Origin of the sequence: Cytobacillus kochii (assembly GCF_020171845.1) — a bacterium.
Taxonomy (GTDB): domain Bacteria; phylum Bacillota; class Bacilli; order Bacillales; family Cytobacillaceae; genus Cytobacillus; species Cytobacillus kochii.
Genome location: NZ_JAIVAM010000005.1, coordinates 237,527 through 262,612, shown reverse-complemented (window position 1 = coordinate 262,612; position 25,086 = coordinate 237,527). Strand labels below are relative to the sequence as shown.

The window sequence follows — 25,086 nt, the reverse complement described above, 5'->3', positions numbered from 1 at the left end:
AAGAAACGGTAGATGAGTTGTTAAACATATCCTTTGGTCTAATAAATATCCCTATAGGTGAGGATAAGCAGAGGATAGGATAAGCGTGCAGAAGTGATGTAGATGCAAGTGGCAGCAAAAAGAGGTGATTTTGAGCGTAAAAGGGTATGCACCAATAGTTGAAAATAGACTTTAGACAAATGATAATGTTACTATGGCGATTAACCAATCTAATTATCACACAGTCTGAAGCGATTTACATCACGAATTGCTTCAGACTGGTGCATAAATCCTCATACTTTTCGTAAATTTGTTTGTTTTATAATAGTAAGAAACCTAACGAAATAATGATTCCACTAGCAATTAATGTAAGTACACAAAAGCCCATAATATCTTTTGCTTTTAGACCTGCGATGGCAAGAGCGGGTAAAGCCCAAAAAGGCTGTATTAAGTTCGTCCAAGCATCTCCCCATGCTACCGCCATTGCGATTTTAGGGATGGAAACATCTAATGCGATCGCTGCATCTAACATAACAGGAGCTTGCACAGCCCATTGACCCCCACCAGATGGTACAAAAATATTGACAAGACCTGCACTCAGGAAAGTAAATAATGGTAAAGTATGTTCATTAGCAATAGAAACAAATCCATTGGATATAACAGCCGCTAGGCCTGAAGCTGTCATCATACCAATAATTCCTGCATAGAACGGAAATTGAATAATAATGCCACTGCCACCTTTAACAGCATTCGTAACTGCCTGCAAGAAGTGACGAGGGGTACGATGAAAGAGAATACCAAGAAATAGAAAAAGAAAGTTTACAATATCTAAATTTAGGGCAAAACCATTAGTAACAAAATAATAAAATAAGAAGATTAATCCCATCACGCCAATAAGTAACGAGAGTATTTGGCTATTCTCTAATTTCTCTGCTGGTGTCATGGAATCTCTTTCTAATGTCGCTGCAGGTAAATCTTCTTTTAATAACGCTGGATCAACCGTAACAGTATCATCTTTAGCTGGAAGCATGAATCGATTGATAATAGGTAAAACAATAAAAAGTGCGATAGTGATAATCAAGTTAAATGATGAAAAGATGGTTTCGCTTGTTGGAATAATCCCAATCAAATCTTCGGAAAAATGACCTGGAGTGGCAATGGTTAGCGGTGTTGATCCTGAAATACCACCATGCCAAATAACAAAGCCTGAGTAAGCGCTTGCAATTAATAGACGATAATCGACTCCTTTTACATGGCGCGCTAACTCTTTTGCAAATAAAGCACCAATGACTAATCCAAACCCCCAGTTAATCCAACTGGCAAGTAAAGATATGATTGTTACAATAATAACAGCTTGCCCAGGTGTTTTTGCTTTTGAAGCTAAGGCACTCAGTCCAGCTTTGAATATAGCACTGCTTGCTAATACATGACCGGTAATTAACACTAGTACCATTTGCATAGCAAAAGATAATAATCCCCAGAATCCTTCACCCCAGAATTGGACCATTTGATATGGACCACTATCAGTAAATATGAGTCCAAGTGCAAACACTAAAAATGTTAAAATGATAACAAATAGAAATGGGTCTGGTAAGTATCTTTGCATTAGACGATTAAAAAAGCTAACAATAATTTTCATCTATCATTCCCCCTTTTGATAGAATTTTATCATATCATTCTGAAAATTATTACTTTAATATAACAAGATTTTTAAAAAAAGAAAGGATGTAGATTTAGTGAAGAAACTGACTATTTTATTTGTTGTAAGTTTCCTACTTATTCTTATGGGTTGTAATTCTAACAATGAAATGGATGAAGAACCAGAATCGGTAGATGTTTCGAATCAGCAAAAGTTAGAAGTGGTGGCAGAAGATCTTGATATCCCTTGGTCAATTAATAAGCGCGATGACGTATTCTATTTGTCGGAAAGAAAAGGGACAATTGCTAAAATTGAAGGGGGAGAATTAACTCGTCAACCAGTAGAATTAGAGAAATCATTATCAACGGCACAAGAAGCAGGATTACTTGGGTTTGTATTAATTGATGATGGTACAAAAGGAATTGCTTATTATACATATGAGCTCGATGGTCAACCGCTTAATCGTGTTGTCACATTATCATTGGATGATCAAAAACAAGTTTGGGTGGAAACGGATTTGCTTTTAGATGAAATTCCGAGTGGTGCTTTTCATCATGGGGGAAGACTAGCGATTGGTCCAGATGATAAATTATATGTCACTACAGGAGATGCGACAGAACCTGAACTTGCACAAGATCAAAATTCGTTAGCAGGGAAGATCTTAAGGATGGATAAAGATGGTAGTATTCCAGAAGATAATCCTTCAAAAGAATCTTATCTTTATAGCTATGGTCATCGTAATCCTCAAGGATTGGCATGGACAGATGGAGGAGACATGTACGCAAGTGAACATGGTCCAACAGCAAATGATGAAATTAATAAAATAACCGCAAATGGGAATTATGGTTGGCCTGAAATTACGGGCACAGAGGAAAAAGAAGGGATGATTGCCCCACTCGTCACCTCAGGAGATGACACAACCTGGGCACCATCAGGTATTGCTTATGCAGATAATAATCTTTATATAGCAAGTTTAAGAGGTACCGCAGTCATGCAGTTAAATTTAGAGACAAATGAAATGTCTACTTTAGTAAGTGACGTAGGTAGAGTAAGAGATGTTTATGTCGATGGCGATCATCTGTATTTTATCAGTAATAATACAGATGGCCGCGGCAATCCGGCAGAACAGGATGATCGTTTATATCGATTAAAAATCAAATAAGTAGCAAAACGATAAGCGAACAGCAGTTAATCTTCTATTCGTCTAAGATGACAGCAACCCCAACTTTATGGTAAGAATGAATGTAGATAGTTAACGAATGGAGTTGTAGAAAACATAATGTCTGACTTTCGCACAACCGTAATTATTCATAAACCAGTTGAAGAAGTTTTTTCCTATATGGTCGATATAGATAATATTCATGAGATCATGCCACTTGTAGTAAAAAGAGAAAAGATCAATGACGAGCCATTAGCTGTGGGTTCAAAACTGAGAGAAACAAGAAGAGTTCGTGCTTCCGATATCACATCTGAAATCGAAGTATTAGCATATGAAACAAATAAGGTATTTGCAACTCGATCGAATTCCAACGGTTTAATCGCAGAATACTATTATCGTTTTGATGAAGTGGATGAAGGTACACAGGTTGATTTAGAAGCCAATATTAAAACAACAGGATTTAAAATGAAGCTTCTACGTAAATTTTTAGTGAACATGGTACATCGTGAAGATGGCTATCAATTAACGAATTTGAAAAATATGCTTGAAGGTACGAAAGAAGTATCTGATGAAGATGTCTCCAAAGAAGGCGAACAGCTAGAAGAAAAAGTTGAAGAAAACCAAACAAAATAAGCTTTCAATAAAAAACAGAACTTCCAATGGTAAATGGAGGTTCTGTTTTTTTAAGTATTTATTCATCAAATTGATAGGTCCAAAAACGTTCTTGGTTAATTCTAGCCATCACAGCAGGGTCCTGTTTCTTAAGGTTTTCTTCCATTTCCTTAATCATTAACTGTGTTTGTGAGACATGGGCTTTTAATGTATTCAATTTAATGTCAGCAACTTCTGTTACATCATGAACAACATCTGCCGCACCGATTTCTTCCTCACAATTGTTAGAAAAAGCAACGCAATATACCTTTGGACGTTTTTCTTTTGGAAGGCTTTTAACGGCATGAATAACTGCCGCACCTGTTGCATCATGATCTGGATGCACTGCATAACCTGGGTAGAATGTAATGATCAAAGAGGGGTTTAATTCTTCTATGATTTCACCCATATGATGTGCTAGTTTATCTTCTGGTTCAAATTCAACCGTTTTATCGCGGTAACCAAGCATTCTCAAGTCAGTTATGCCCATCGCTTTAGCGGCATTTTGAAGCTCTTGCTTTCGAATATGTGGCAATGATTCTCTTGTCGCAAAAGGGGGGTCGCCCATATTTCTACCCATTTCCCCCAGTGTTAAGCATGCGTAAGTTACAGGTGTGCCATTTTGAATATGCTTGGCAATCGTACCAGAAACGCCAAATGCCTCATCATCTGGATGAGGAAAAATAACAAGTACTTGTCTTTCTTTTTCCATCACTCTTCCTCCTTCCGCTATTTATTCAAAGGGTGTTTCGCTAATTTCTAAAGAAACCGCTAGTTTACCTTTAAAATCATGACCAGCCATTAATAAGCGATCATGTTCATCTATTTCATAATGGGTAATGCCCTCCGCATAGACCCAACCGATGTCAGTTTTTAACCCGATTCGGTAAGGTCCGTTTCCGGCGATTTTACTATGAATGTATTTTAATTTGGCATTACGAATATAGGCACCTGATGAAAAGAAAGTCTCATCAAAGTGTGAAGCGTAAGCACCGTTTGTTGTTTCAAGGTGGATATAAACGTCCTTATTTGCACGTTCATCCAAAGCCAGCTGTACTTGTTCTTTCATAACGATATCCAAATTCATTTCCCCCTTTCGAAAAGCATTTCTATATAATTTGTCAAAATGAGAATTAAGCTATCCATTTGATTCTTTTATTTTACTAAAAATAAAGTGGTTTTGCATAATGAGTGACTCAGGAAGCAGGATGATTAGAAGAATGGATCAAGAAAAAAAAGGAGAATGCTCACTCGAGAGACATTCTCCTTAAAATGTTATTATTGTTCAACCTTCGTACGATCCGCTCCAAAAGTACGGTAAGCACCGTGCATTGTTGGTCCAACATAATCATTTAGTTTGAATCCATGTGTAATGGCTGCAGTGATAAAATCTTTGGCTACATCGATTGCTTCTGTTACCGATTTGCCCTTTGCCAGTTCAGCAGTGATGGCACTTGAGAAAGTGCATCCTGCCCCATGGATGTAAGGCGTATTAATCAGTTCAGCCTGCAAGATTGTGAAATTTTCTCCATCAAATAAAAGGTCGATGGCTTTTTCAGATTGCAGCTTACTGCCACCTTTAATGATGACATATTTTGGTCCGAGTGCATGAATCTTTTCTGCCGCTTTTTTCATTTCTTCAATTGTTTTGATCGGTTTCACTTGTGCAAGTTGTGATGCTTCAAAAAGATTTGGAGTCACAACGGTAGCTAAAGGAACGAGTACCTCACGAAGGGCATCCGCTGTTTCAGGATGTAGTACTTCATCTTCGCCTTTACATACCATTACTGGATCAATAACGGCAGGAACGCCACTCTCTTTAATTGTTTTGGCAGCTGTTTCAATAATTTCCACTGAACCAAGCATACCTGTTTTCATTGCATCTATACCAACAGAAAGAATGGTTTCAATTTGAGCCTCTAATGTACTAATTTCAATTGGAAAAACATTATGATGCCAGTCGTTTTTAGGGTCCATTGTTACAATAGTAGTGAGTGCTGACATTCCGTACACACCAAGCTCTTGAAAAGTTTTTAAATCAGCTTGAATCCCCGCACCGCCGCTAGAATCTGATCCAGCTATAGTTAAGACTTTTTTCATAGTCATCTGACGTTTCCTCCCTGGAGTGATAGATTAGACATGCATTTTATCATCATTATAACAATTATTTTAAAAATGTATATGGTCTCTATTTTAATATAGTGAATATGGTTAAATTTTATTTATAATTGGTTGATTTTTATCAATTCTGTCGTAAAACATAATACCGTTTAGATGATCAATCTCGTGTTGCATAAGAATAGAGGCAAATCCTTTAAAAGAGAGCGTGACTTCCTCACCTTTTTCATTATACGCTCTAACTTTAATTTTTTCATAACGTGGCACTTGGCCGAACACTTCACGATTAACGGATAAGCAGCCTTCTCCTTCTGGAATACAAATAATATTTGTTGAATGACTGATAATCTTCGGGTTAATCAATTGGTATTCATATGATTGCCCTTTTTCATCTTCATATTTAGCAGCGAACATTCGTTTAGCAATACCGATTTGATTGGCTGATAAGCCAGTACCAGGGCGTAATTTGTATTTCTTAGCTAATTTCTCATCCTGGCTATTTCGTAAGTATACGAGCATCGCCTGTAGCTCCGCTAAATCTTCCTCAGTTGCCGGTAACCTTAAATCCTCTATTGGTTGATGAAGGATCTCATGCTTTTCATCGACAAAATCTTTCATGGTAATTATCGTATCTTTAGAAATTTTCCTCATAGTTAAAAACCTCTTCTACATTTGTCTGTAATGACCTTGCAATTTTGAAGGCGAGCGCTAAAGTTGGGTCATATTTATCGTTTTCAATACAATTAATGGTCTGCCTACTAACGTTGCATTCCTTTGCTAATGCCTCTTGTGTTAAGCGCAGCTGTATTCTTAGCGGTTTTATCCGGTTTTTCAAATCGTAGTCCTGCCTCTCTTGTCAAAGGTTTTGGACATTGTTTAAATTAACAAACATTTTCCTGTTTGTCTATCTTTCAGTTTTATCCATTGCATAGCCGTCGGAAAATCGCTTTAATGGTATATATAAACGTGAATGGTGAAAAAGGTGGTAGTATGCAGAGTACCGGAATTATATTAGCAGGTGGCAAGTCGAGTAGGATGGGGGAAAATAAAGCTTTGTTAGCGGTCAATGGAGAAACAGTAATCGAACGCCTAGTAAGGGAGTTGCAATCCGTAACGAATGATATTCTTATTGTAACAAATACACCAGAAGATTATCATTTTCTCCCAGTTAAAAAGGTAAGTGATCGCTACCCTAATAAAGGTCCGTTAGCTGGAATTGAGTCTGGCCTATATCATTCTACAAATGATAAAAATATTATCGTTGCTTGTGATATGCCCTTTGTTGCGGCTGAAACAATGGAATGGCTTTTAAGCCATCTCGAAGGTTATTCAGCTGTTATTCCTGAAGTGAATGGTCAAATTCATCCACTTCTTGCTGTCTACCATAAGAGAGTAAGGGAAATAGTAGAGAAATGTTTAGAGGCAAATGATTTGAAGCTACAGATTTTCTTAAATCAGTTAAAGGTAAAAAAAGTAACAGAAGAAGATATGACTCGGCATCGTCTAGTCAATTTTGAACAAAGCTTCTTCAACATGAATGACCCGAGTGATTGGAGGAAAGCAATACAAATTTCTAGTAAGAATTGATAAAATAGAACTTAGATGAGAGGTGTTAAAATGAAGTTTGGAATTTCTAAAGAGCCAATCAATATACAAGAAGTAATTGATCATGTCGTACAAAGAAACGCAGGAGCTATTACGACGTTTATTGGAACAGTAAGAGAATTAACTAAAGGTAAGAAGACTTTGTTTTTAATATATGAGGCATATGAAAGTATGGCTATAAAAAAGCTTGAGCAAATTGGCACGGAAATTAGGGAGCGATGGCAAGGAGCCGAAGTAGCAATTGTGCATAGAGTAGGTAAATTAGATATAACTGACGTTGCTGTTGTCATTGCTGTCTCGACACCTCATCGTGCTGATGCTTATGAAGCAAACCGATATGCCATTGAACGTATTAAAGAAATCGTACCCATTTGGAAAAAAGAACATTGGGAAGATGGGCAAGAATGGATTGGCGACCAATTGGAAAAAGTATCTTATCCTGAAGGGAAACCGGAGGCGAAACATCTAGATGAATAATGTATTGTTTTTTGCTCATTTAAAGGATGAAGTTGGTGCAGAAAGTTTACAAATAGAGGCGAAGGGTAAGAGCGTATTAGCGTTAAAACAAGTAGTACATGATACGTATGGTTTATCATCAATTGATAGTGTCATGACAGCGATCAACGAAGAGTTTGCTGAAGATGATGATGTGATTCAAGAAGGGGATACGATTGCCTTTATTCCGCCAGTTAGTGGAGGCTAATGTCATGAATGATAGATACTCTAGGCAATTATTATTTTCTCCTATTGGTGAAAAAGGGCAATCACTCATTGGGCGTAAGCATGTCTTAATGATAGGGGCAGGGGCACTTGGTTCTGGCAATGCTGAAGTGTTAGTTCGCTCGGGTGTAGGCAAGTTAACCATCATTGACCGCGACTACGTAGAGGCAAGTAATCTCCAAAGACAACAGCTTTATACGGAAGAGGATGTAAAAGAAAAGTTACCTAAAGCTATTGCTGCTAAGAAGAGATTAATGGCGATTAATTCAGAAGTTGAAGTGGTGGCGATAGTAGCTGATGCTGTGCCGTCCTTGTTAGAAGATCTCGTGAGTGAAGTTGATTTAATTCTTGATGCGACAGATAATTTTGAAACGAGAATGCTCTTAAATGATATATCACAAAAACATCACATTCCATGGATTTATGGCGCATGTGTCGGCAGCTTTGGAATGAGTTTAACCATAATTCCAGGTGTGACACCCTGTCTGCATTGCTTGTTGAAGAAGATTCCTATTCAAGGTATGACCTGTGATACAGGTGGAATTATAGGTCCTGCTGTGCAAATGGTTATCGCTCATCAAACCGCAGAAGCACTCAAGATACTGGTAGGTGATTTAGATGCCATTCGCACGACTTTTACAAGCTTTGACATGTGGCGAAATCAATATTCGAATATAAAGGTTGCTAAAATAAAGGATACAGGTTGCTTATCATGTGGGGAGGCTCCGACCTATCCGTTTCTCCAACAAGAAAACTTAACAAAGACAACTGTACTTTGTGGAAGAGATACCGTGCAAGTGAGGCCATCGACTGCCCAGCAATTAGACTTGCAAAGGCTATCTCAACAAATGAAGGTGTCGGGCTATGACACGAAAGGGAATCCGTACCTTTTGTCAATTGATCTGAAACCGGAAAGAGTTGTGATCTTCCAAGATGGTCGGGCACTTATTCACGGAACAAAAGACCTGGCACAAGCACGCTCCATCTACCAAAAATTATTAGGTTAATAAGAACCGCATCTTCTGTTTGAAGAGCGGTTTTTCTTTTTTGTTTTAAGGAGTCAAAAATAAACAACGTGGTGGGTGTTATTGCCGGTATGAACATAACAAATAAGAAATCGAATAAGTAGTTTGGGGAAATGGGAAATCTCAACCAACACAGGTCATTTCAGATCGAAAACTGAATTAAGTGTTGAGCTAAAGCGATTTGCGGTTCGGTTAGAAGTGAAAACAGAAAGGAACAAACCGCAATCTGTACACTATATATTATTTCCGTGTTTACCGTCGGAGGTGGCATAATAAGAGATTGAATCATTGTCTCTCATATTGCTAATTGTGTAACGTTGTTTTCTTTAAAAAAAATCTTAAAATGAGACAGCAGTGTAAATAGTATTTGATAATTTATGTTTGATATGTTAATTAAATATACAGGTCAATCTCATTTTTTACATAGTCAAAAGAGAAGGTGGTGTTTTTTTGGATCAGGTCGATAAGAAAATATTAGATTTATTAATCGAAAATGGTAGAATGTCTTATGTTGATATTGGCAAACAATTAGGTCTTTCCCGAGTAGCCGTAAGGGAAAGAGTGTCTAAACTTGTGGAAGATGGTGTGATTGAACAGTTTACAGTTGTGATTAATAGTGGCAAGGCAGGGAAGGAAGTTTCCGCATTTTTTGAGATTGATTGTGAACCGAGTTCGTTAGTGAAAGTAGCCGAGGCGTTGGCGGAGAATGCAAGTGTTGCTAGTTGTTACCAAATGACCGGCCCCTCTACTTTACATACACATGTGTTAGTAGATAACTTTGATGCACTTGAGCGGTTTATTAACGAAGAACTATATGCCCTAGATGGCATTACGCGTGTGGAAAGTAACATATTGCTGAGAAGATTTAAAAGTCGTCGCGGGTTAAAATTGTAGTAGCATTGCATAATTTATATCGAATGCAAGCTGCGATAATAACAATTAAGCCAATTGGAACTTCTGATTAGACATTCTGGTAGATAGCGGAGGTAAATCCAAGTTGCACGTCCAACTTCGGAACAACCGAAAAGATAGCTGAACAGCACCAACCAATTTGTCCGTCTTTCTGAAAAGAAAAACTCCTATCTTTGCTAGATTCCTGATTAACGAAATATGATACCTCCTTAAACTTTAATATGTTTTAAAAAACAGGTACTCGCCACTGGCGGGTCTTTTTTTGTATTGGACAAGAAATTGGTAAATTACCTTTTGTTTTTGAAAACGCTTTACCTATCGATAACTAAAAGATGATAAATAATTATACTTAAGTTACATAATGAACATTTTTGTCAAATAATGAAAACAAAAGGAAATGGAAATAAAAAATAATTTAAAAAAATGAAAAAATATATAGAATTTTGTATATTTATGTTTTATAATCATTTTTAAATTATTTTAAACATTTAGTAATTAAAAAAAGGAAAATGATTAACAAATGATTTCGAAGGAGGGGTGAAATTGGTCGGTTTTATATTCAGAAGATTTTTTCAACTTGTGATTCTACTATTTGGTATTTCCTTTCTTGTATTCTCATCCATGTATTTGGCGCCTGGTGACCCGGCATCAATGATTGGAGGGCCAACTGCATCAAAAGAAGATGTGGAGGCGATAAGAGATAATCTTGGTTTAGATGACCCTTTTCTTACACAATATGGTCGCTATGTAGTAGATCTTGTACAAGGTGATTTAGGATATTCTTATCAAAACCAACAGTCTGTAGCTGAGGCGATTGGGGTGAGACTGCCAAATACGCTAAAGTTAGCAATTGCTAGTATGATTGTCGCCATTGTTATTGGTATTTTAACAGGGTTGATATCAGCTCTTAAACAAAATTCTTGGCTAGATGTAGGGTCAACAACCTTTGCTCTTGCGGGTATTTCTATACCGAACTTTTGGATGGGTGCTGTCCTTATCCTTATATTTTCCGTTAACTTACAACTACTCCCGGTCGGTGGGTTATCTTCACCATGGTATACCATTGAAGGGATAAAGGAATTAATCTTACCTGCAATCACTTTAGGGACAGGGGCAGCTGCGATGATTGCTAGAATGACGAGATCATCTATGCTTGAAGTAGTAAGGGCAGATTATGTAAGAACAGCAAGAGCAAAAGGTGTAAAGGAACGCGAAGTTATATGGATTCATACATTAAAAAATGCGATGATTCCTGTTTTGACAGTGATTGGTGTGAACTTTGGTTCACTATTAGGAGGGACCATTATCACTGAAAAAGTATTTGCGATTAATGGTGTAGGTAGGCTAATGATTGACGCCATAGCAGCTAGAGATTTTCCGATGGTACAAGGATCTGTTCTTTTAGTAGCTACACTCTTTGTTGTTGTGAATTTAGTCGTTGATGTGGTTTATACATATATTGATCCAAGGATTAAATATCAGTAATGACGAAGGGAGGAAAAACTGATGCCAGAGGTTGTTCAGGCAACGAATAGTCCAATAGCAGTAACACCGAAAAAGGATAATGAGTGGTTGTTAATTATAAAAAGGTTGCTACGAAATAAGTTAGCGTTTCTTGGGTTAATCATTATTATTCTTCAAATCGCCATGGCGTTGTTGGCCCCTATTATTGCTACCCACGACCCCGTGAAGCAGGACCTATCAGCTAGTGAATTACCTGTATTTAGTGAGGATCATTGGTTAGGCACAGACAATTATGGAAGAGATGTTTGGAGCCGAATTGTCTATGGCTCCCAAATCTCTCTATTAGTAGGGATTGTAGCTGTAGTGCTCGGCCTTCTTGGTGGCGTTACGCTAGGTTTACTTGGGGGATATTACAAAAAATTAGATGGCATTATTATGAGATTTGTCGATTTATTATTTTCATTCCCAGGAATTTTACTTGCTATGCTCATTATTGCTGTACTCGGTACAAGTTTAGTAAATGTAGCTATCGCTATAAGTATTTGGTCGATACCTTCCTGTGCACGAATTGTACGAGGGTCCGTTTTATCGATAAAGGAAAAAGAATATATTATGGCCATGAAATCGGTAGGCGCTTCAGATCTTCGTATTATGATTAAACATATATTACCAAATTGTTTTGCGCCTATTATTGTTTTTGCCACAATGCGAATGGCTACGGCTATTCTTTCAACAGCTGCATTAAGCTATTTAGGCTTAGGTGCACAACCACCTACCCCTGAATGGGGATCAATGATTTCGCAAGGTCAGGCTTTTATGTGGTCATCTCCACATCTAACGATTGTACCTGGGATTGCCATCATGTTAACTGTATTTGCTTTTAATGTATTAGGAGATGGATTACGAGATGCCATTGATCCTAATATGAATGTTTAAAAATTGGGGGGAATTAAGAATGAGGAAAAAGTTATTAGCAATACTAGCGGTATTTACACTAATGATTGTATCTGCTTGTTCAAGCGGTAATGAACCGGCAAGTGGGGAAGGTGAAGGGAACGGTAAAATCGATACATTTACATATGCCTCACTATCAGATGCAGTAGGGCTATCACCTATCATGACAAATGATAGTGCATCAGCTAATGTGACTGACCATGTATACGAAAAGCTGTTTGATAGAAATACAGAAACAATGGAAATAGAACCTAAATTAGCTGAATCTTATGAAAATCCAGATGAGAACACTTGGCTGATTAAATTAAAAGAAGGAATTAAGTTCCATGATGGAACAGACTTTAATGCAGAAGCTGTTAAATATACTTTTGATAAATTAAGAGATCCAGAGACAGCAGCCCCACGAGCTTCACTAATGGAGCCGGTTGAATCTATTAATGTGATTGACGATTACACAGTTGAAATCAAAACTAAATATCCATACGGTCCTTTTTTAGCGGCACTGTCACATTCTAACGCAGCCATTGTAAGCCCAACAGCAGATAAAGAGGGCGATTTAAATAAAGAGCCTGTCGGTACAGGGCCATTCAAATTTGCGAAATGGGTACCAGGGGATCAAGTCGTATTAGAAGCAAATGAAGACTATCGCGATGGCGCACCTGCGATTCAACAATTAATTTTTAAAGTTGTTCCAGAGATATCAACAGCGATCTCGATGTTACAAACAGGAGAAGTACAATTTATTGATAACCTTCCTATGGAACAGATTGAAAGAATTGAAAGTCTGAAGAATGTAACAGTTGAAAAGGTGGATGGGACACCAGAATACTATTTCTCTGTGAATCATGGAAAAGAGGAATTCCAAGATGCAAAATTACGTGAAGCTTTTGCTAGCGCGATTGACCGGGATGCTGTTGTCTCAAAAATGAACGGGTTAGGCATTCGCAGTGATAGTGTCATAGGGCCAAAAGTATTTGGGTACGTAGAATCTGCTGCTGAAGCAGGTACACCTTATGATTTAGAAAAGGCTAAAAGTTTAGTAGAGGAAAATGGATTTGGAGAGAAAACGTATAAGTTATTAACACCAAATAGAAGTAATTTCTTACTGATGGCTGAAATTGTTCAAGCGCAATTGTCAGAGGCAGGGTTTAACATCGAAATTGAGTCAATGGAATGGGCTTCATTCCTAGATACAGCAAGACAAGGGAACTTTGATTTAACCTTCTTAAGCTGGTCTAACTTAACAGCTGATGGTTCAGAATTATTTTATCCTAATTTCCACAGTGATAATGTAGGTGCTTCAAATAGAGCACAATATAGTAACGAAGCATTTGATCAATTAGTAGATGAATCGAGAACAACAACAGACCAAGATAAACGGTTAGAACTATTAGATCAAGCTAATCGCTTAATGTTAGATGAAGATGCAGTCGTGATTATGTATCACTCCATCGTAACAGCTGCAATGGATCAATCTTATGAAGGTCTACTTTTAGAAGCAACTGGTAAATGGAATCTATCAGAAGTAACAAGAAAGTAGGTGCAACAATGGGAGAGGCTTTACTAGAAGTGAAAAATATGATTACAGAGTTTCGGACAGCAGACGGGTATTTACCTGCTGTCCGCGATGTTTCATTCTCGCTAAATAAGGGTGAGACATTATGTATTGTTGGCGAATCGGGCTGTGGTAAAAGTATAACTTCTCTCTCAATTATTGGATTATTACCAAGCAACGGTAGAATTGCAAGTGGAGAAATTAAGTATGAGGGAGAGGCTATTCAAAGTCATACAGCTGAACAAATGAGACAGATTCGTGGCAACCAAATCTCGATGATTTTTCAAGAACCGATGACAGCGCTGAATCCTGTTTTAACGATAGGCTATCAGTTAAGAGAACCTCTAATGATTCATGAGAAATTATCTAAAAAAGAAGCCCATAAAAAGGGAATTGATCTTCTGAAAAGTGTGGGTATTCCTTATCCTGAAAAAAGAATGAGTCAATATCCGCACGAATTAAGTGGTGGCATGCGTCAGAGGGTAATGATCGCGATTGCTTTGTCATGTAACCCGGGATTACTGATTGCGGATGAACCGACGACTGCGTTAGATGTGACGATTCAAGCGCAAATTCTAGATTTGATTAATGATTTAAAGCAAGAATACCATATGGGTGTAATCATGGTGACCCATGATATGGGTGTTGTTGCAGAAGTAGCTGACAGAGTAATGGTTATGTATGCAGGGAAGAAGGTAGAAGAAGGGACTGTAGAGGAGATTTTTAATCATCCAAAACATCCTTACACAATTGGACTGTTAAATTCTGTGCCAGATGTAGACAAACCGGACTTTGAACTTGAAGCTATTCCTGGTTCTTTGCCTAGTTTAAATCAACAAATTCAAGGTTGTCGATTCCACGAACGTTGTAAATTTGCCATGGAAACATGTAAACAACAAGAGCCACCTGCCTTTGATTTGTCTCACTCTCATTCGGTGAGTTGTTGGCTGGAAGCAGAGGAGGTAACAAATCCATGAATGTCGCAGATGATAATGGAAGAAGAAAGACCCTTCTTGAAATCAACCAGTTAAAGAAGTATTACCCAATCAAGGGTGGTTTGTTGCAAAGGGTACAATCTCATGTGAAAGCAGTAGAAAATGTTTCTTTTAAATTATATGAAGGTGAAAGTTTAGGTGTTGTAGGCGAGTCAGGGTGTGGAAAATCGACGTTAGGAAAAGCCATTCTAGGATTAGAAGAATTAACGGCCGGGACAGTTAAATTCAAAGAGACCGAAATACAATCATTAAGAAAAAAAGAAAAGCTTAAATTTGTGAAAGAAATGCAAATGATCTTCCAAGATCCCTTTGCTTCTTTAAATCCTAGACAAAAAATAGGTCCAGCTATAGCAGAGGTTTTTTCCATACATACATCTATGTCCAGTAAAGAAAAAAAGTTAGCGGTTTTAGATTTATTAAAAGAAGTAGGTTTAAAAGAAGAGCATTATGATCGTTTTCCTCATGAATTCAGTGGTGGACAAAGGCAGAGAATTGGGATTGCACGTGCCATCTGTTTAAATCCATCCTTTATCATTTGTGACGAGGCAGTATCTGCTCTCGACGTATCTGTCCAAGCACAAGTGTTAAAGTTATTGAAAACCTTACAGCAAAAGTATCAACTATCTTATATGTTTATTTCTCATGACTTAGGTGTTGTTCGTTATTTTTGCGATAGAGTACTAGTGATGTATTTAGGGAATACGGTTGAGGAGGGAAAGGTAGAGGATTTATATAATGCTCCCCTACATCCCTATACACAAGCATTACTTTCTGCTATTCCTAGACCCTCTATTGAAAAGAAACGAAATAGAATAAGATTACAAGGTGATTTACCGAATCCGGCGGATCCTCCTTCTGGATGTCCCTTTCATACACGTTGCCCGATAGCGAGGACACAATGTATGGAAGAGAAGCCTCAATGGAGAGAGTACGGTGAGGAACATTATGCAGCTTGTCATTTTGCTGGGGAATCTATTTTTAAAGAAGCGAAGTGAAATTCCTTTGAAGAGCGAGGTGCTGTTAGCTAGCATCTCGTGTTTTTTTTTATTGTAGGTTAACATTTGTGTAAGAATAATTAAGATAATTCTACATATTGATTTTAGAGAATTTAAATATATTAGATTTAAATCCTATTATTATCACTAATTTTATTCTATAATCTGTAATGTGTAATATACATTACGTAAGTTAAAATTGATTTTATATTTACAAATGTAAAAGGAGAGGTTAATTTGGATTACTTACATCACCCATTCTCGGCAAAAAGACATACAGTGTTCGCTAAAAAAGGAATGGTAGCGACTTCACAGCCTTTAGCAGCACAAGCAGGTATTGAGATATTGCAAAAAGGGGGGAATGCGATTGATGCAGCGATTGCAACAGCTGCAGCATTAACAGTCGTTGAGCCAACTTCGAATGGAATCGGTGGAGATGCCTTTGCTCTCGTTTGGGTAAAAGATCAACTCCATGGATTAAATGCTTCTGGCCCTGCACCTCAATCGATTTCTGCTGATGAGGTAAAAAAGCGTGGATTCACAAAAATGCCAACATACGGTACCGTCCCTGTTACTGTACCCGGGGTACCAGCCGCATGGGCAACGTTATCGAAACGGTTCGGTAAACTATCTTTGCTTGAATCATTAAAGCCAGCGATTAGATATGCAGAAGAGGGCTATCCGCTGACACCGATTCTAGGGAAGTATTGGAAAAGGGCATATACGAAGTTTAAAGAAGAATTTACGGATGAAGCTTTCGAAGGATGGTTCGAAACGTTCGCACCGGGGGGGAAGGCACCAGAAATCGGTGAATTATGGCGTTCAGAAGGGCACGCCAAAACCCTTCAAGCAATTGGGGAGTCGGAAGGCCGCTCCTTTTATGAGGGTGAATTAGCTGAACAAATGGATGCTTTTATGAAGAAACATGAAGGTTTTTTAACAAAAGAAGATTTGTGTAAATATGAGCCTGAATGGGTAAATCCTATCTCTACTCAGTACAGAGGTTACGATGTATGGGAGATACCTCCGAATGGTCAAGGTATGGTTGCGTTGATGGCACTAAATAATTTTGAGAGATTGTCAAAGCCACAATGGCAATCAGCACAAACGCTTCATGAACAAATTGAATCGATGAAACTTGCCTTTACCGATGGAAAAGCATTTATTACAGAGGCAGCAGATATGCCTATTGAAACAGAAGAGTTACTTTCTAAGGAGTATGCGGATAAACGCAGTCAAACCATTTCGGATATCGCTTCCAATCCGGAACCTTATGAGTTGCCGAAAGGCGGTACGGTTTATTTAGCTGCTGCGGATGAAGAAGGAAATATGATTTCTTATATTCAGAGTAATTACATGGGCTTTGGCTCAGGAATTGTGATCCCAGGTACGGGCATTAGTTTACAAAATAGAGGTCATGATTTCTCATTGGATGACAATCATCCGAATTATTTAAAAGGTGGCAAACGGACTTATCATACGATCATCCCTGGCTTCTTGACAAAAGATGGTAAGGCAGTTGGTCCATTTGGTGTAATGGGGGGCTATATGCAACCACAAGGTCATTTCCAAGTAGTAACCAATACGGTAGACTATGCCTTAAATCCGCAAGCTGCACTAGATATGCCAAGATGGCAATGGATCAAAGAAAAATCTATTTTCGTAGAACCAGAGTTTCCTAATTATATAGTGCAAGAGTTGGAAAGAAGGGGTCATCAAGTTACAATTACACCGGATGGAGGAAGCTTTGGGCGTGGGCAAATCATTTGGCGTAATCCTGAGACGGGTGTTTTAATGGGTGGAACTGAATCCCGTACGGATGGTACGATTGCCGCTTGGTAGCCTCAGCGAAAGAAAAACAACGGGAAGAAGCTAAGCCTCAAACACGCCAAGGCTTACGTTTACAAAAAGAATTAATGATTGGGAACTTCCGTACTGGAATGTTAGGGTTTGGCGGTGGACCATCCTCTATACCACTTTTCCAGCAAGAAGCAGTAAAGAAATATAAATGGATGACAGAAGAAGAGTTTGCCGATACTTTGGCATTGGCTAACACGATGCCAGGCCCAATTGCGACAAAGATGGCGGGTTACATTGGCTACCGTGTCGGAGGAATCGTAGGATTGATTAATGCCCTTGTTTCTTCCGTTCTTCCTACTGTTATTATCCTTATAAGTCTTCTGCAAGTTTTACAAGCTTATAAAGATATTCCATGGGTAAAGCATATGTCAGCATCGATTGTCCCGGTTGTAGCTGTGATGCTGGCGCAAATGACTTGGGAATTTGTAAAGAAATCGGGCACGACGCTTGGGTGGAAGAAAGCGATTATTCTCATATTAGCGTCTTTCTTACTTACAGAAGTGACGCACTTACATCCAGGTATTCTCATCATGATATTAATTATTTCCGTCTTTATTCCTTTTAAGAGGAAGGAGAATCCATCATGATTTATTGGGAAATCTTTTTAGCCTTTTTTATTCCAGGTATTCTTGGTTACGGTGGTGGACCTGCGACCATTCCCTTAATTGAAAATGAAGTCGTCGGTAAATATGGCTGGATGTCCACTCAAGAATTTAGTGAAGTCCTGGCGATTGGGAATTCCTTGCCAGGTCCGATTGCGACGAAAATGGCCGGTTATATCGGTTACGCAGAAGGGGGAATTGTAGGGAGTTTCGTCGCCCTTTTTGCTACCATAGCTCCTTCGATTATCTTAATGCTCGTATTGATGGCGATTTTAATGAAATATAAAGACACCCCACAAGTCAAAAATATTTCTAAAATTGTCCGTCCAGTGATTGCAGTGTTGCTAGCCGTCATGACCTTCCAATTTCTGAAGGATTCCTTTACTTCATTAGGGATGATTTATTCTCTTTTGATGGTCATTGGTAGTTATTTTTTATTAGAAAAAATGAAAATGCACCCGGCCATTGTTATTAGTATCGCTTTAGCAGTAGGGGCCATTTCGGGATTGATTATCTATTAGTCTAGGTGAGGGAGCGTAAGACCGAATGAAAAACTGTCTTTGGTTCAACTAGTTATCAGAGATATTTGCAGATGGATTCGTAGCTTCATTCTTTAATCTGAGAAGGACGATTGCCCTGTTTGCAAGATGCTCATGCTGAAATGAAGTCATCAATAGAAGGGAATATGAGAAAAATCTATTAATCTTTCATCCTTCTCTTTAATTATAAAAACCGGTAGCAATTCGCTACCGGTCATATATAGTGAAATGGGGGGAATGATATTAGACATAAGGATTAGTTTTTAGTAGAGCCGACAACAACAAGTTTACCTTGATCAAGTACTTCTTCATACCTCTCAGCTTCAACATCAGTCATACCAACTGATTTCATTTTAGAACGTAATTCATCGCCTCGGCTTTTGAAGACGTTTCCGATGGAGTCAAAAACACCTTGTTCTTTCATACCAATATCATTTGTATCTGTTGCATCTGTTAAATTTTCTGAGCGGTCTCTGTCATGTGCGAATAAGTATATATCCTTCTTAGTATAACCTTCGTTTTCAAGAGAGTTAATGATGCTAACCGCCTGTACTCCGTTTTCTACAACTTCGATTTTATACATAGTTTACATCCTCCTCTTTTTTGAAGAGTATCTTGTGTCTCTTCTTAGTGTATATATATCCGTTCTACAATAGATTAAACCTTAATGTTTATTGGTAAAAAATAGAATCATTAATTGATAGATAAAAATGTTCTTTGGAGCCTTGTGTTATGAAAGTGATTTATTTATTATTTAAATATAAAATATTTATAATTTTCTAACATAATAAGGAGATCATTTTGCGCAAAGTATTGCTCGTTTTCATGTTTTTCACTCTCTTCCCATTCACTCATGTCTTAGCAGAAGAACAAGTGTATCGAATAGGAGCAGAAAAAGCGTTTCCACCATTTTCTTATCTTAATCAAAACGGAGAGCTACAAGGCTTAAGCATTGCCGTCTTAGAAAGGATAGCCGACAAAAATGATGTGAAGTTTGAGTTTATCCCAATGGATGGAAAGCAAGCTGAGGAAGCGTTAAGAAAAGGAGAAATAGAAGGTGTTGCCGGGGTCACCTATAGTATAGACAAGGAGAAGTATATGGACTTTTCCACCCCTTATTTTACGATGTCGGATTCTTTAGTGATACCTAGGCGCTTGAAAGACGAAGTAGAGAATATAGAAGATTTGCGGGATACGCATATAGTTTTAAAAGAAGATACGGCTGGATTAAATACATTAATAAACTTGCGAAATAATAACTTTACCGTGACGACTAACCAATACAACGGTTTATTTATGCTTTGGAATGGCCGCGCGGATGTTTTTATTGGCAACAAATGGACCTCCTATTTTTTTTTAGATCGTTATGAGTTAGAGAAACAATATGTTGTGTTAGATATCATTTTGGATCCTGCAGATTATGCTGTAGCCGTACAAGAAGGGGATGAAGAATTTCGACGGTTCTTAGATAAAGCCATCATTGATTTAAAGGCAACAGGGGAAATGAACCAGCTGGTTGATTTTTGGACGAAAGGTGAAAATGAAGAGGAAATAACAAGGTTAAAGGATTTTATTACTATTTTATCAATATTTATGGCCATTGGTGGTTTTATTCTTATTCTCATTTATATATGGAATTATCGGTTGAAATTAGCTGTCAATAAACATACGAAAGAACTGACCCTTTTGAATGAGGATTTGCATGATCAACGGCAACGCACCGCTGATAGCAATGCTTTTAAAGATCAAATAATCAATAATATAGATGCTGGTATTATTACTTTTGATTTGAATTTTATGATGACGAGTTGCAATCCAAGGGCACTTGATATTCTAGAGTGGCCCCAACAAGAGGGGGTTGAGCAGTCACCTATTTTTAATGAAATACGAACGCATTTCTATCATGATCGTGCCAAACAATTCGTGTTTCACCGAAACGGTCAACGGAAAATTATCTATTATTCACTGAACGAAATGTATAATTCTTTGGAAAATCAAGCAGGGTATTTGCTTACTATCAGAGATGAAACGGAAAAGGTCCAATTAGAGCAGAAGTTACTCACACAGGAAAAGCTTCATGCGCTTGGACAGTTAGTCGCCGGTGTTGCTCACGAAATAAGAAACCCATTAACATCCATTAAAACATTTATCAATTTAATTCCAAGAAAAATAGCACAAAAAGACTTTCAAGAGATGTTAGTCGAACATTTACCAAAAGAAGTTGACCGGCTAAATCAGATTGTCACCGATCTTATTGATTATGCGAGACCAAGCACACCACGTATTCAGCCATGTACTGCATCGGAGTTAACCACTATGCTGACTTTCTTACATGTAACGATGAAGGATGAGTACATTGACTTTCAATTAAAAGTACCAGATGGGTTAGTCTTTTATATTGATCCGCAACAAATTAGACAAGTGCTTTTGAATATTTTACTGAATGCTGTTGATGCAGTAAAGAACGTTACTAGGAAGCGTATAGAGTTAGAGATGTATTATCTAGATGAAGAGTGTGGAGAGATTTCTATTAAAGATAACGGAGAAGGGATGAGTGTGGAGCAACAACATCATATTTTTGATCCGTTTTATACGACAAAAGCAAAAGGAGTCGGTCTAGGGCTTACACTTTCTTATCATTTAATACAAGAAAATAATGGGGACATTAGCGTAACAAGTACGAAAAAAGAAGGGACTAGGTTCGTCATTACTTTACCCATTTATCGAGAGGAGGATTCGCTCAAATGAAGCCAGGTCTACTCGTCATTGATGATGAAGCTGCGATTTGTATGTCCATTAAGTTTGCCTTAGAAGATGATTATCAAGTATATACAACCATAGACCCAAAGGAAGGAATAGAGTGGGTGAAAAGTAAACGAATCGATATCGTCTTATTAGATTTAAGAATGGGGGCTGTTAGCGGTCTAGATATTTTAAAGAAAGTGAAGGAAATACGTTCGGAGCTCACGGCCATTATGATGACAGCTTTTGCTAGCATTGAGACATCGATTGAGGCAATTAAGCAAGGTGCCTATTATTATATTGAAAAGCCGATTGATATGGATAAATTATCTGTATTAATCATGCGCGCACTGCAATATAAACAATTCTCCAATCGGCTGGAGTCAAAAGATAAACAACTGGAAGCACGTGCATTTTTAGGGACAAGCAAGGCGATGCAACAGGTATTCTCAATGATTGATCGCATTAAGGACATCGATTCAAGCGTCCTTATTACGGGAGAAAGTGGAACAGGCAAAGAATTAGTTGCGAGGGAAATTCATTTTTCGGGTAGAAGGTATCAAGGTCCATTAGAGATTGTCAATTGTGCGGCTATTCCTGATAATTTACTAGAATCAGAGCTGTTTGGTTACGAAAAAGGAGCCTTTACTGGAGCCACTCAATCGAAGGATGGCAAATGTGTTGCAGCTAACGGCGGGACATTATTTCTAGATGAAATGAGTGAATTGCCTCTGTCTCTACAAGCAAAGCTTTTACGAGTCATCCAAGAGCGCGAAGTCACACCACTTGGATCAAATAAGAAAAAGCAACTCGACATCCGTATTATTAGTGCAGCCAACAAAAATATCGCGCAAATGGTCAAAAATGGTGAGTTCCGCGAAGATTTATACTTTCGCTTAAATGTGATTCCTATTCATATGCCACCGCTCAGACAAAGAAAAGAAGATATTCCGCTACTCATCAATCATCTGATTCAAAAATTTAATCAATCAATGAACAAACAAAAAGAAGGTCTGACACCGAAAGCGATGGAAGTGCTTCTCCATTATCCATATGCAGGGAATGTGAGAGAACTCGGCAATATTATCGAGTATGCCGTGGCATTATCAATTAATCAATTAATCGATGTCACAGACCTTCCGCATTTCGTCCAAGGTCACGCCGAACATCCGATTGAAGAGGATGAAATGATTCAATTACCACTTGGCATTCCGATGAAAGAGGTCGAGAAGCGAGTCATCACTGCTACACTCAAGCACTATAAAGACCATAGGCAAAAAACCGCTCACTCCTTGCAGATCTCTGAGAGGAGTTTGCGGGATAAGTTGAAGAACTATAAGAAATAAAAGAACCGGCAATATTTTCTGACTCATACGGAAAAAATTGCCGGTTTTTCTTTTGATAAAATTGTAAGCGTATACATAAAACAATATTATGAATTTTGGCATAATATTTGCATTAATAAAAATAAGGAGGATGTTAGTAGGGATGAAGTCATTTTTATGGGTGGCAATTATTTTTCTGTTAAGCGGTTGTTCGAATACTCATTCCGAGATCCGGTCTTCTTATGATCCAAGTAAGGCTCCATCAGAAGAACTAGCGGTTGGGAAAAAGTCAATCGTGCTGGCAACAGGTGATGTATCGGGTGTGTATTATCCGCTAGGTACAGGATTAATGACGATTTTAGAAAAATATAATAAGGCTGCTTTTGGTACGAGAGTGACAAATGCTTCGATTCAAAATGCGAAGCTCGTAAGTAGTAACGAGGTAGAACTTGGGATATCGATGGCTGATGTATTGTATTCTGATGAACTATCACAAAAACATTTAAAGGTATTAACCAATCTTTATCGCAACTATATGCAAATCGTTACGTCAGATCCATCCATTGAATCCTTATCTGACTTAAAAGGGAAGCGAGTCAGTTTAGGTGCAGAAGGAAGTGGCACAAGATTTACAGCAGAAAGGCTGTTAGAAGCAGCAGGGCTTAGTCAAGAGACAATGGATATTTCGTATTTATCCTTTACCCAATCGGCAGCGGGTATGAACAATGGTACCATTGACGTTGCCTTCCTCTCTTCCGGATTACCTAATCCAGTGATCGAACAATTGCTAGAGGAGGAGAATCTTACGTTAGTTAAGGTAGATGAGGAAACAAGTAAGCGCTTAAATCAGCAATACGAGGGTTATGAGTGGCAAGAAATTCCGAGCCATACATATGAGGGAATAACGGAGCCGACACCGACAGTTACAGTGCAAAACGTGCTGTATGCGAATGAAGAATTATCTAATGAGCTGGCTTATCATATTTTAAAAGGTATTTATGAGCACTTAGATGAATGGGCCGTCTATCATCCAGCCGTAGCAAATATGACGGTTGAAAAATCAGCAACTAATATAGCGATTCCGCTTCATCCAGGTGCCAAACAATATATAAACGAAGTAGGGGGAAAGTAAAATGAAAAAAATCATTACGGCATTATCTATTTTTATGTTGCTATGCCTAGCTGCTTGTGGGGCGCCGACACCACAAAAATCCGGTGAACAAGCAAGTTCAGAAGGTGGAGACTCAGATAGTAAGTCAATTACGGTAGCGGGCAATGGTGGCGTGATTGAACAAACGATAAGAGATGTAATCGCACCGAAATTTGAAGAAGAAACCGGTATTAAAGTGAATTATGTCCCAGGCTTATCAGGAGAGATTCTTTCTAAAGTAGAGCTACAAAAGAATGCGCCACATATTGATATCGCTTTCTTTGTACCAACTGATGTTTATCGGGCGAATGAAAAAGATTTAACTGAGACATTAAGTGAAGAGAATGTACCGAACTTCTCCAATGTCATTGATGATTTCGTTTCTGTTGAGGGTGCGGGGGCACCAGTTTTTGGCTTAGCTATTGCCCCAGCATATAATACGGAATCATTCAAGAAAAATGGTTGGGGACCAATTGAATCTTGGAATGACCTTGTATCCGGAGATTATGAAGGAAAAACAGCATTTGTTGATATCACAAATGACTGGGGATTTAATACATTAAACGCGTTAGCAATGGCAAATGGTGGGAGTACAGATAACGTTGATCCTGGTATAGAAAAAGCGAAGGAATTGGCAGGTTACTCAACCACTTTCTATAAAAACTCAACACAAGTGATGCCAGCGATTCAACAAGGTGCTGCTGACCTATCTGTTTTAGGTTCTTATGTAATTAGTGATTTAGCTGAATCAGGCATACCAATTAAAATGGCGATACCAAAAGAAGGTGTTCCCCTACAAGCCTTTAGTGCAACTTTAGTGAAGAACACACCGAAAGAAGAGCAAGCTCTTCAATTTATTGATTATCTTGTGAGTGAGGAAGCACAATCGTTAATTGCAGAGGAAGGATTCTATCCAATTGCTGAAGGAGTAGAACTACCTGAAAAATATCAAGAATCTATTGGGATAGCAGAGGATGATCCAACATTTAAGCCAGATGTCCCTCAATTCGCAGAAATTAGAGCGGAATGGTCAGATCGTTGGAATAAAGAAGTCGTTCCTGAAATTGGCAAACTACTAGAATAATAGAAGAGGAGGC

Annotated in this window: 26 protein-coding genes; 19 read left to right on the top strand and 7 right to left on the bottom strand. The window is 38.2% G+C overall.

Annotation, left to right across the window (positions count from 1 at the left end; translation table 11 throughout):
- Positions 1-298: 298 nt before the first annotated feature.
- On the bottom strand, positions 299-1,618 hold the full coding sequence (locus LCM23_RS10250; RefSeq protein WP_224936856.1) for a short-chain fatty acid transporter: 1,320 nt from the start codon (positions 1,616-1,618) through the stop codon (positions 299-301).
- Between the two features lie 97 nt (positions 1,619-1,715).
- On the opposite strand from LCM23_RS10250, the gene LCM23_RS10245 reads away from it, so the two are divergent.
- Together LCM23_RS10245 and LCM23_RS10240 are read left to right on the top strand one after the other, a co-directional pair.
- Complete coding sequence (locus LCM23_RS10245) at positions 1,716-2,780, top strand: PQQ-dependent sugar dehydrogenase (protein ID WP_224936855.1); 1,065 nt, start codon at positions 1,716-1,718, stop codon at positions 2,778-2,780.
- Positions 2,781-2,897: 117 nt separating this feature from the next.
- Positions 2,898-3,410 (top strand): SRPBCC family protein, encoded by a 513-nt coding sequence (locus LCM23_RS10240; protein WP_224936854.1) that lies wholly within the window; start codon positions 2,898-2,900, stop codon positions 3,408-3,410.
- Positions 3,411-3,468: 58 nt separating this feature from the next.
- Here LCM23_RS10240 and bshB2 read toward each other — a convergent pair whose 3' ends face one another.
- The 5 genes from bshB2 to LCM23_RS10215 all read right to left on the bottom strand — a co-directional run bounded on the left by bshB2 (position 3,469) and on the right by LCM23_RS10215 (position 6,381).
- A complete protein-coding gene (bshB2, locus tag LCM23_RS10235) occupies positions 3,469-4,140 on the bottom strand; it encodes a bacillithiol biosynthesis deacetylase BshB2 (RefSeq protein WP_224936853.1) in 672 nt (223 codons plus the stop codon).
- A gap of 21 nt (positions 4,141-4,161) precedes the next feature.
- The gene (locus LCM23_RS10230) at positions 4,162-4,515 is read right to left on the bottom strand and encodes a YojF family protein (protein WP_370873353.1); all 354 of its coding nucleotides are present in this window, start codon (positions 4,513-4,515) and stop codon (positions 4,162-4,164) included.
- Positions 4,516-4,706: 191 nt separating this feature from the next.
- Positions 4,707-5,534, bottom strand: coding sequence for a pyridoxine/pyridoxal/pyridoxamine kinase (gene pdxK / locus LCM23_RS10225; protein ID WP_224936852.1), 828 nt, complete (start codon positions 5,532-5,534; stop codon positions 4,707-4,709).
- A 105-nt stretch (positions 5,535-5,639) separates the two neighbouring features.
- Positions 5,640-6,197 carry a peptide deformylase gene (def, locus tag LCM23_RS10220; protein ID WP_224936851.1) on the bottom strand — a complete coding sequence of 186 codons (558 nt, stop codon included), beginning with the start codon at positions 6,195-6,197 and terminating at the stop codon, positions 5,640-5,642.
- Positions 6,181-6,381 (bottom strand): helix-turn-helix transcriptional regulator, encoded by a 201-nt coding sequence (locus tag LCM23_RS10215; RefSeq protein ID WP_095371481.1) that lies wholly within the window; start codon positions 6,379-6,381, stop codon positions 6,181-6,183. Before LCM23_RS10215 ends, def begins: the two co-directional genes overlap by 17 nt.
- A gap of 155 nt (positions 6,382-6,536) precedes the next feature.
- Here LCM23_RS10215 and mobA point away from each other — a divergent pair, with 155 nt between their 5' ends.
- From mobA to LCM23_RS10150, 13 genes are all read left to right on the top strand, one after another.
- Complete coding sequence (gene mobA, locus LCM23_RS10210; RefSeq protein ID WP_224936850.1) at positions 6,537-7,133, top strand: molybdenum cofactor guanylyltransferase; 597 nt, start codon at positions 6,537-6,539, stop codon at positions 7,131-7,133.
- A gap of 30 nt (positions 7,134-7,163) precedes the next feature.
- Positions 7,164-7,628 (top strand): molybdenum cofactor biosynthesis protein MoaE, encoded by a 465-nt coding sequence (locus LCM23_RS10205; protein WP_095371483.1) that lies wholly within the window; start codon positions 7,164-7,166, stop codon positions 7,626-7,628.
- A complete protein-coding gene (moaD, locus tag LCM23_RS10200; protein WP_224936849.1) occupies positions 7,621-7,854 on the top strand; it encodes a molybdopterin converting factor subunit 1 in 234 nt (77 codons plus the stop codon). The genes LCM23_RS10205 and moaD overlap by 8 nt, the downstream gene beginning before the upstream one ends.
- A 4-nt stretch (positions 7,855-7,858) precedes the next feature.
- The gene (locus LCM23_RS10195; RefSeq protein ID WP_224936848.1) at positions 7,859-8,878 is read left to right on the top strand and encodes a thiazole biosynthesis adenylyltransferase ThiF; all 1,020 of its coding nucleotides are present in this window, start codon (positions 7,859-7,861) and stop codon (positions 8,876-8,878) included.
- 468 nt (positions 8,879-9,346) lie between these two features.
- On the top strand, positions 9,347-9,790 hold the full coding sequence (locus LCM23_RS10190; protein WP_224936847.1) for an Lrp/AsnC family transcriptional regulator: 444 nt from the start codon (positions 9,347-9,349) through the stop codon (positions 9,788-9,790).
- Positions 9,791-10,351: 561 nt separating this feature from the next.
- The gene (gene nikB / locus LCM23_RS10185) at positions 10,352-11,293 is read left to right on the top strand and encodes a nickel ABC transporter permease (RefSeq protein WP_224936846.1); all 942 of its coding nucleotides are present in this window, start codon (positions 10,352-10,354) and stop codon (positions 11,291-11,293) included.
- A gap of 21 nt (positions 11,294-11,314) precedes the next feature.
- Positions 11,315-12,208, top strand: a complete 894-nt coding sequence (locus tag LCM23_RS10180; protein ID WP_224936845.1) for an ABC transporter permease — start codon at positions 11,315-11,317, stop codon at positions 12,206-12,208.
- A 19-nt stretch (positions 12,209-12,227) separates the two neighbouring features.
- Entirely contained in the window at positions 12,228-13,766 is a 1,539-nt protein-coding gene (locus LCM23_RS10175) for an ABC transporter substrate-binding protein (RefSeq protein ID WP_224936844.1), read from the top strand.
- 8 nt (positions 13,767-13,774) lie between these two features.
- Positions 13,775-14,758 carry an ABC transporter ATP-binding protein gene (locus LCM23_RS10170; RefSeq protein WP_251162492.1) on the top strand — a complete coding sequence of 328 codons (984 nt, stop codon included), beginning with the start codon at positions 13,775-13,777 and terminating at the stop codon, positions 14,756-14,758.
- Positions 14,755-15,771, top strand: a complete 1,017-nt coding sequence (locus tag LCM23_RS10165; RefSeq protein WP_224936843.1) for an ABC transporter ATP-binding protein — start codon at positions 14,755-14,757, stop codon at positions 15,769-15,771. The genes LCM23_RS10170 and LCM23_RS10165 overlap by 4 nt, the downstream gene beginning before the upstream one ends.
- 237 nt (positions 15,772-16,008) lie before the next feature.
- Positions 16,009-17,613, top strand: a complete 1,605-nt coding sequence (locus LCM23_RS10160; RefSeq protein WP_224936842.1) for a gamma-glutamyltransferase family protein — start codon at positions 16,009-16,011, stop codon at positions 17,611-17,613.
- A 74-nt stretch (positions 17,614-17,687) separates the two neighbouring features.
- On the top strand, positions 17,688-18,218 hold the full coding sequence (locus tag LCM23_RS10155; RefSeq protein ID WP_224936942.1) for a chromate transporter: 531 nt from the start codon (positions 17,688-17,690) through the stop codon (positions 18,216-18,218).
- Entirely contained in the window at positions 18,215-18,754 is a 540-nt protein-coding gene (locus LCM23_RS10150; protein ID WP_224936841.1) for a chromate transporter, read from the top strand. The genes LCM23_RS10155 and LCM23_RS10150 overlap by 4 nt, the downstream gene beginning before the upstream one ends.
- A gap of 274 nt (positions 18,755-19,028) precedes the next feature.
- Here the strand turns inward: LCM23_RS10150 and LCM23_RS10145 are convergent, their stop codons facing one another.
- On the bottom strand, positions 19,029-19,355 hold the full coding sequence (locus tag LCM23_RS10145; protein WP_224936840.1) for a general stress protein: 327 nt from the start codon (positions 19,353-19,355) through the stop codon (positions 19,029-19,031).
- Between the two features lie 218 nt (positions 19,356-19,573).
- Between LCM23_RS10145 and LCM23_RS10140 the strand changes: the two genes are divergently transcribed.
- From LCM23_RS10140 to LCM23_RS10125, 4 genes are all read left to right on the top strand, one after another.
- Positions 19,574-21,520 carry a transporter substrate-binding domain-containing protein gene (locus LCM23_RS10140; RefSeq protein WP_224936839.1) on the top strand — a complete coding sequence of 649 codons (1,947 nt, stop codon included), beginning with the start codon at positions 19,574-19,576 and terminating at the stop codon, positions 21,518-21,520.
- Positions 21,517-22,860: a sigma-54-dependent transcriptional regulator gene (locus LCM23_RS10135; RefSeq protein ID WP_224936838.1), complete on the top strand. Its 1,344-nt coding sequence runs from the start codon at positions 21,517-21,519 to the stop codon at positions 22,858-22,860. The genes LCM23_RS10140 and LCM23_RS10135 overlap by 4 nt, the downstream gene beginning before the upstream one ends.
- Before the next feature lie 142 nt (positions 22,861-23,002).
- A complete protein-coding gene (locus tag LCM23_RS10130) occupies positions 23,003-23,971 on the top strand; it encodes a TAXI family TRAP transporter solute-binding subunit (RefSeq protein ID WP_224936837.1) in 969 nt (322 codons plus the stop codon).
- A gap of 1 nt (position 23,972) precedes the next feature.
- Entirely contained in the window at positions 23,973-25,073 is a 1,101-nt protein-coding gene (locus LCM23_RS10125; protein WP_224936836.1) for an ABC transporter substrate-binding protein, read from the top strand.
- Positions 25,074-25,086: the final 13 nt, after the last annotated feature.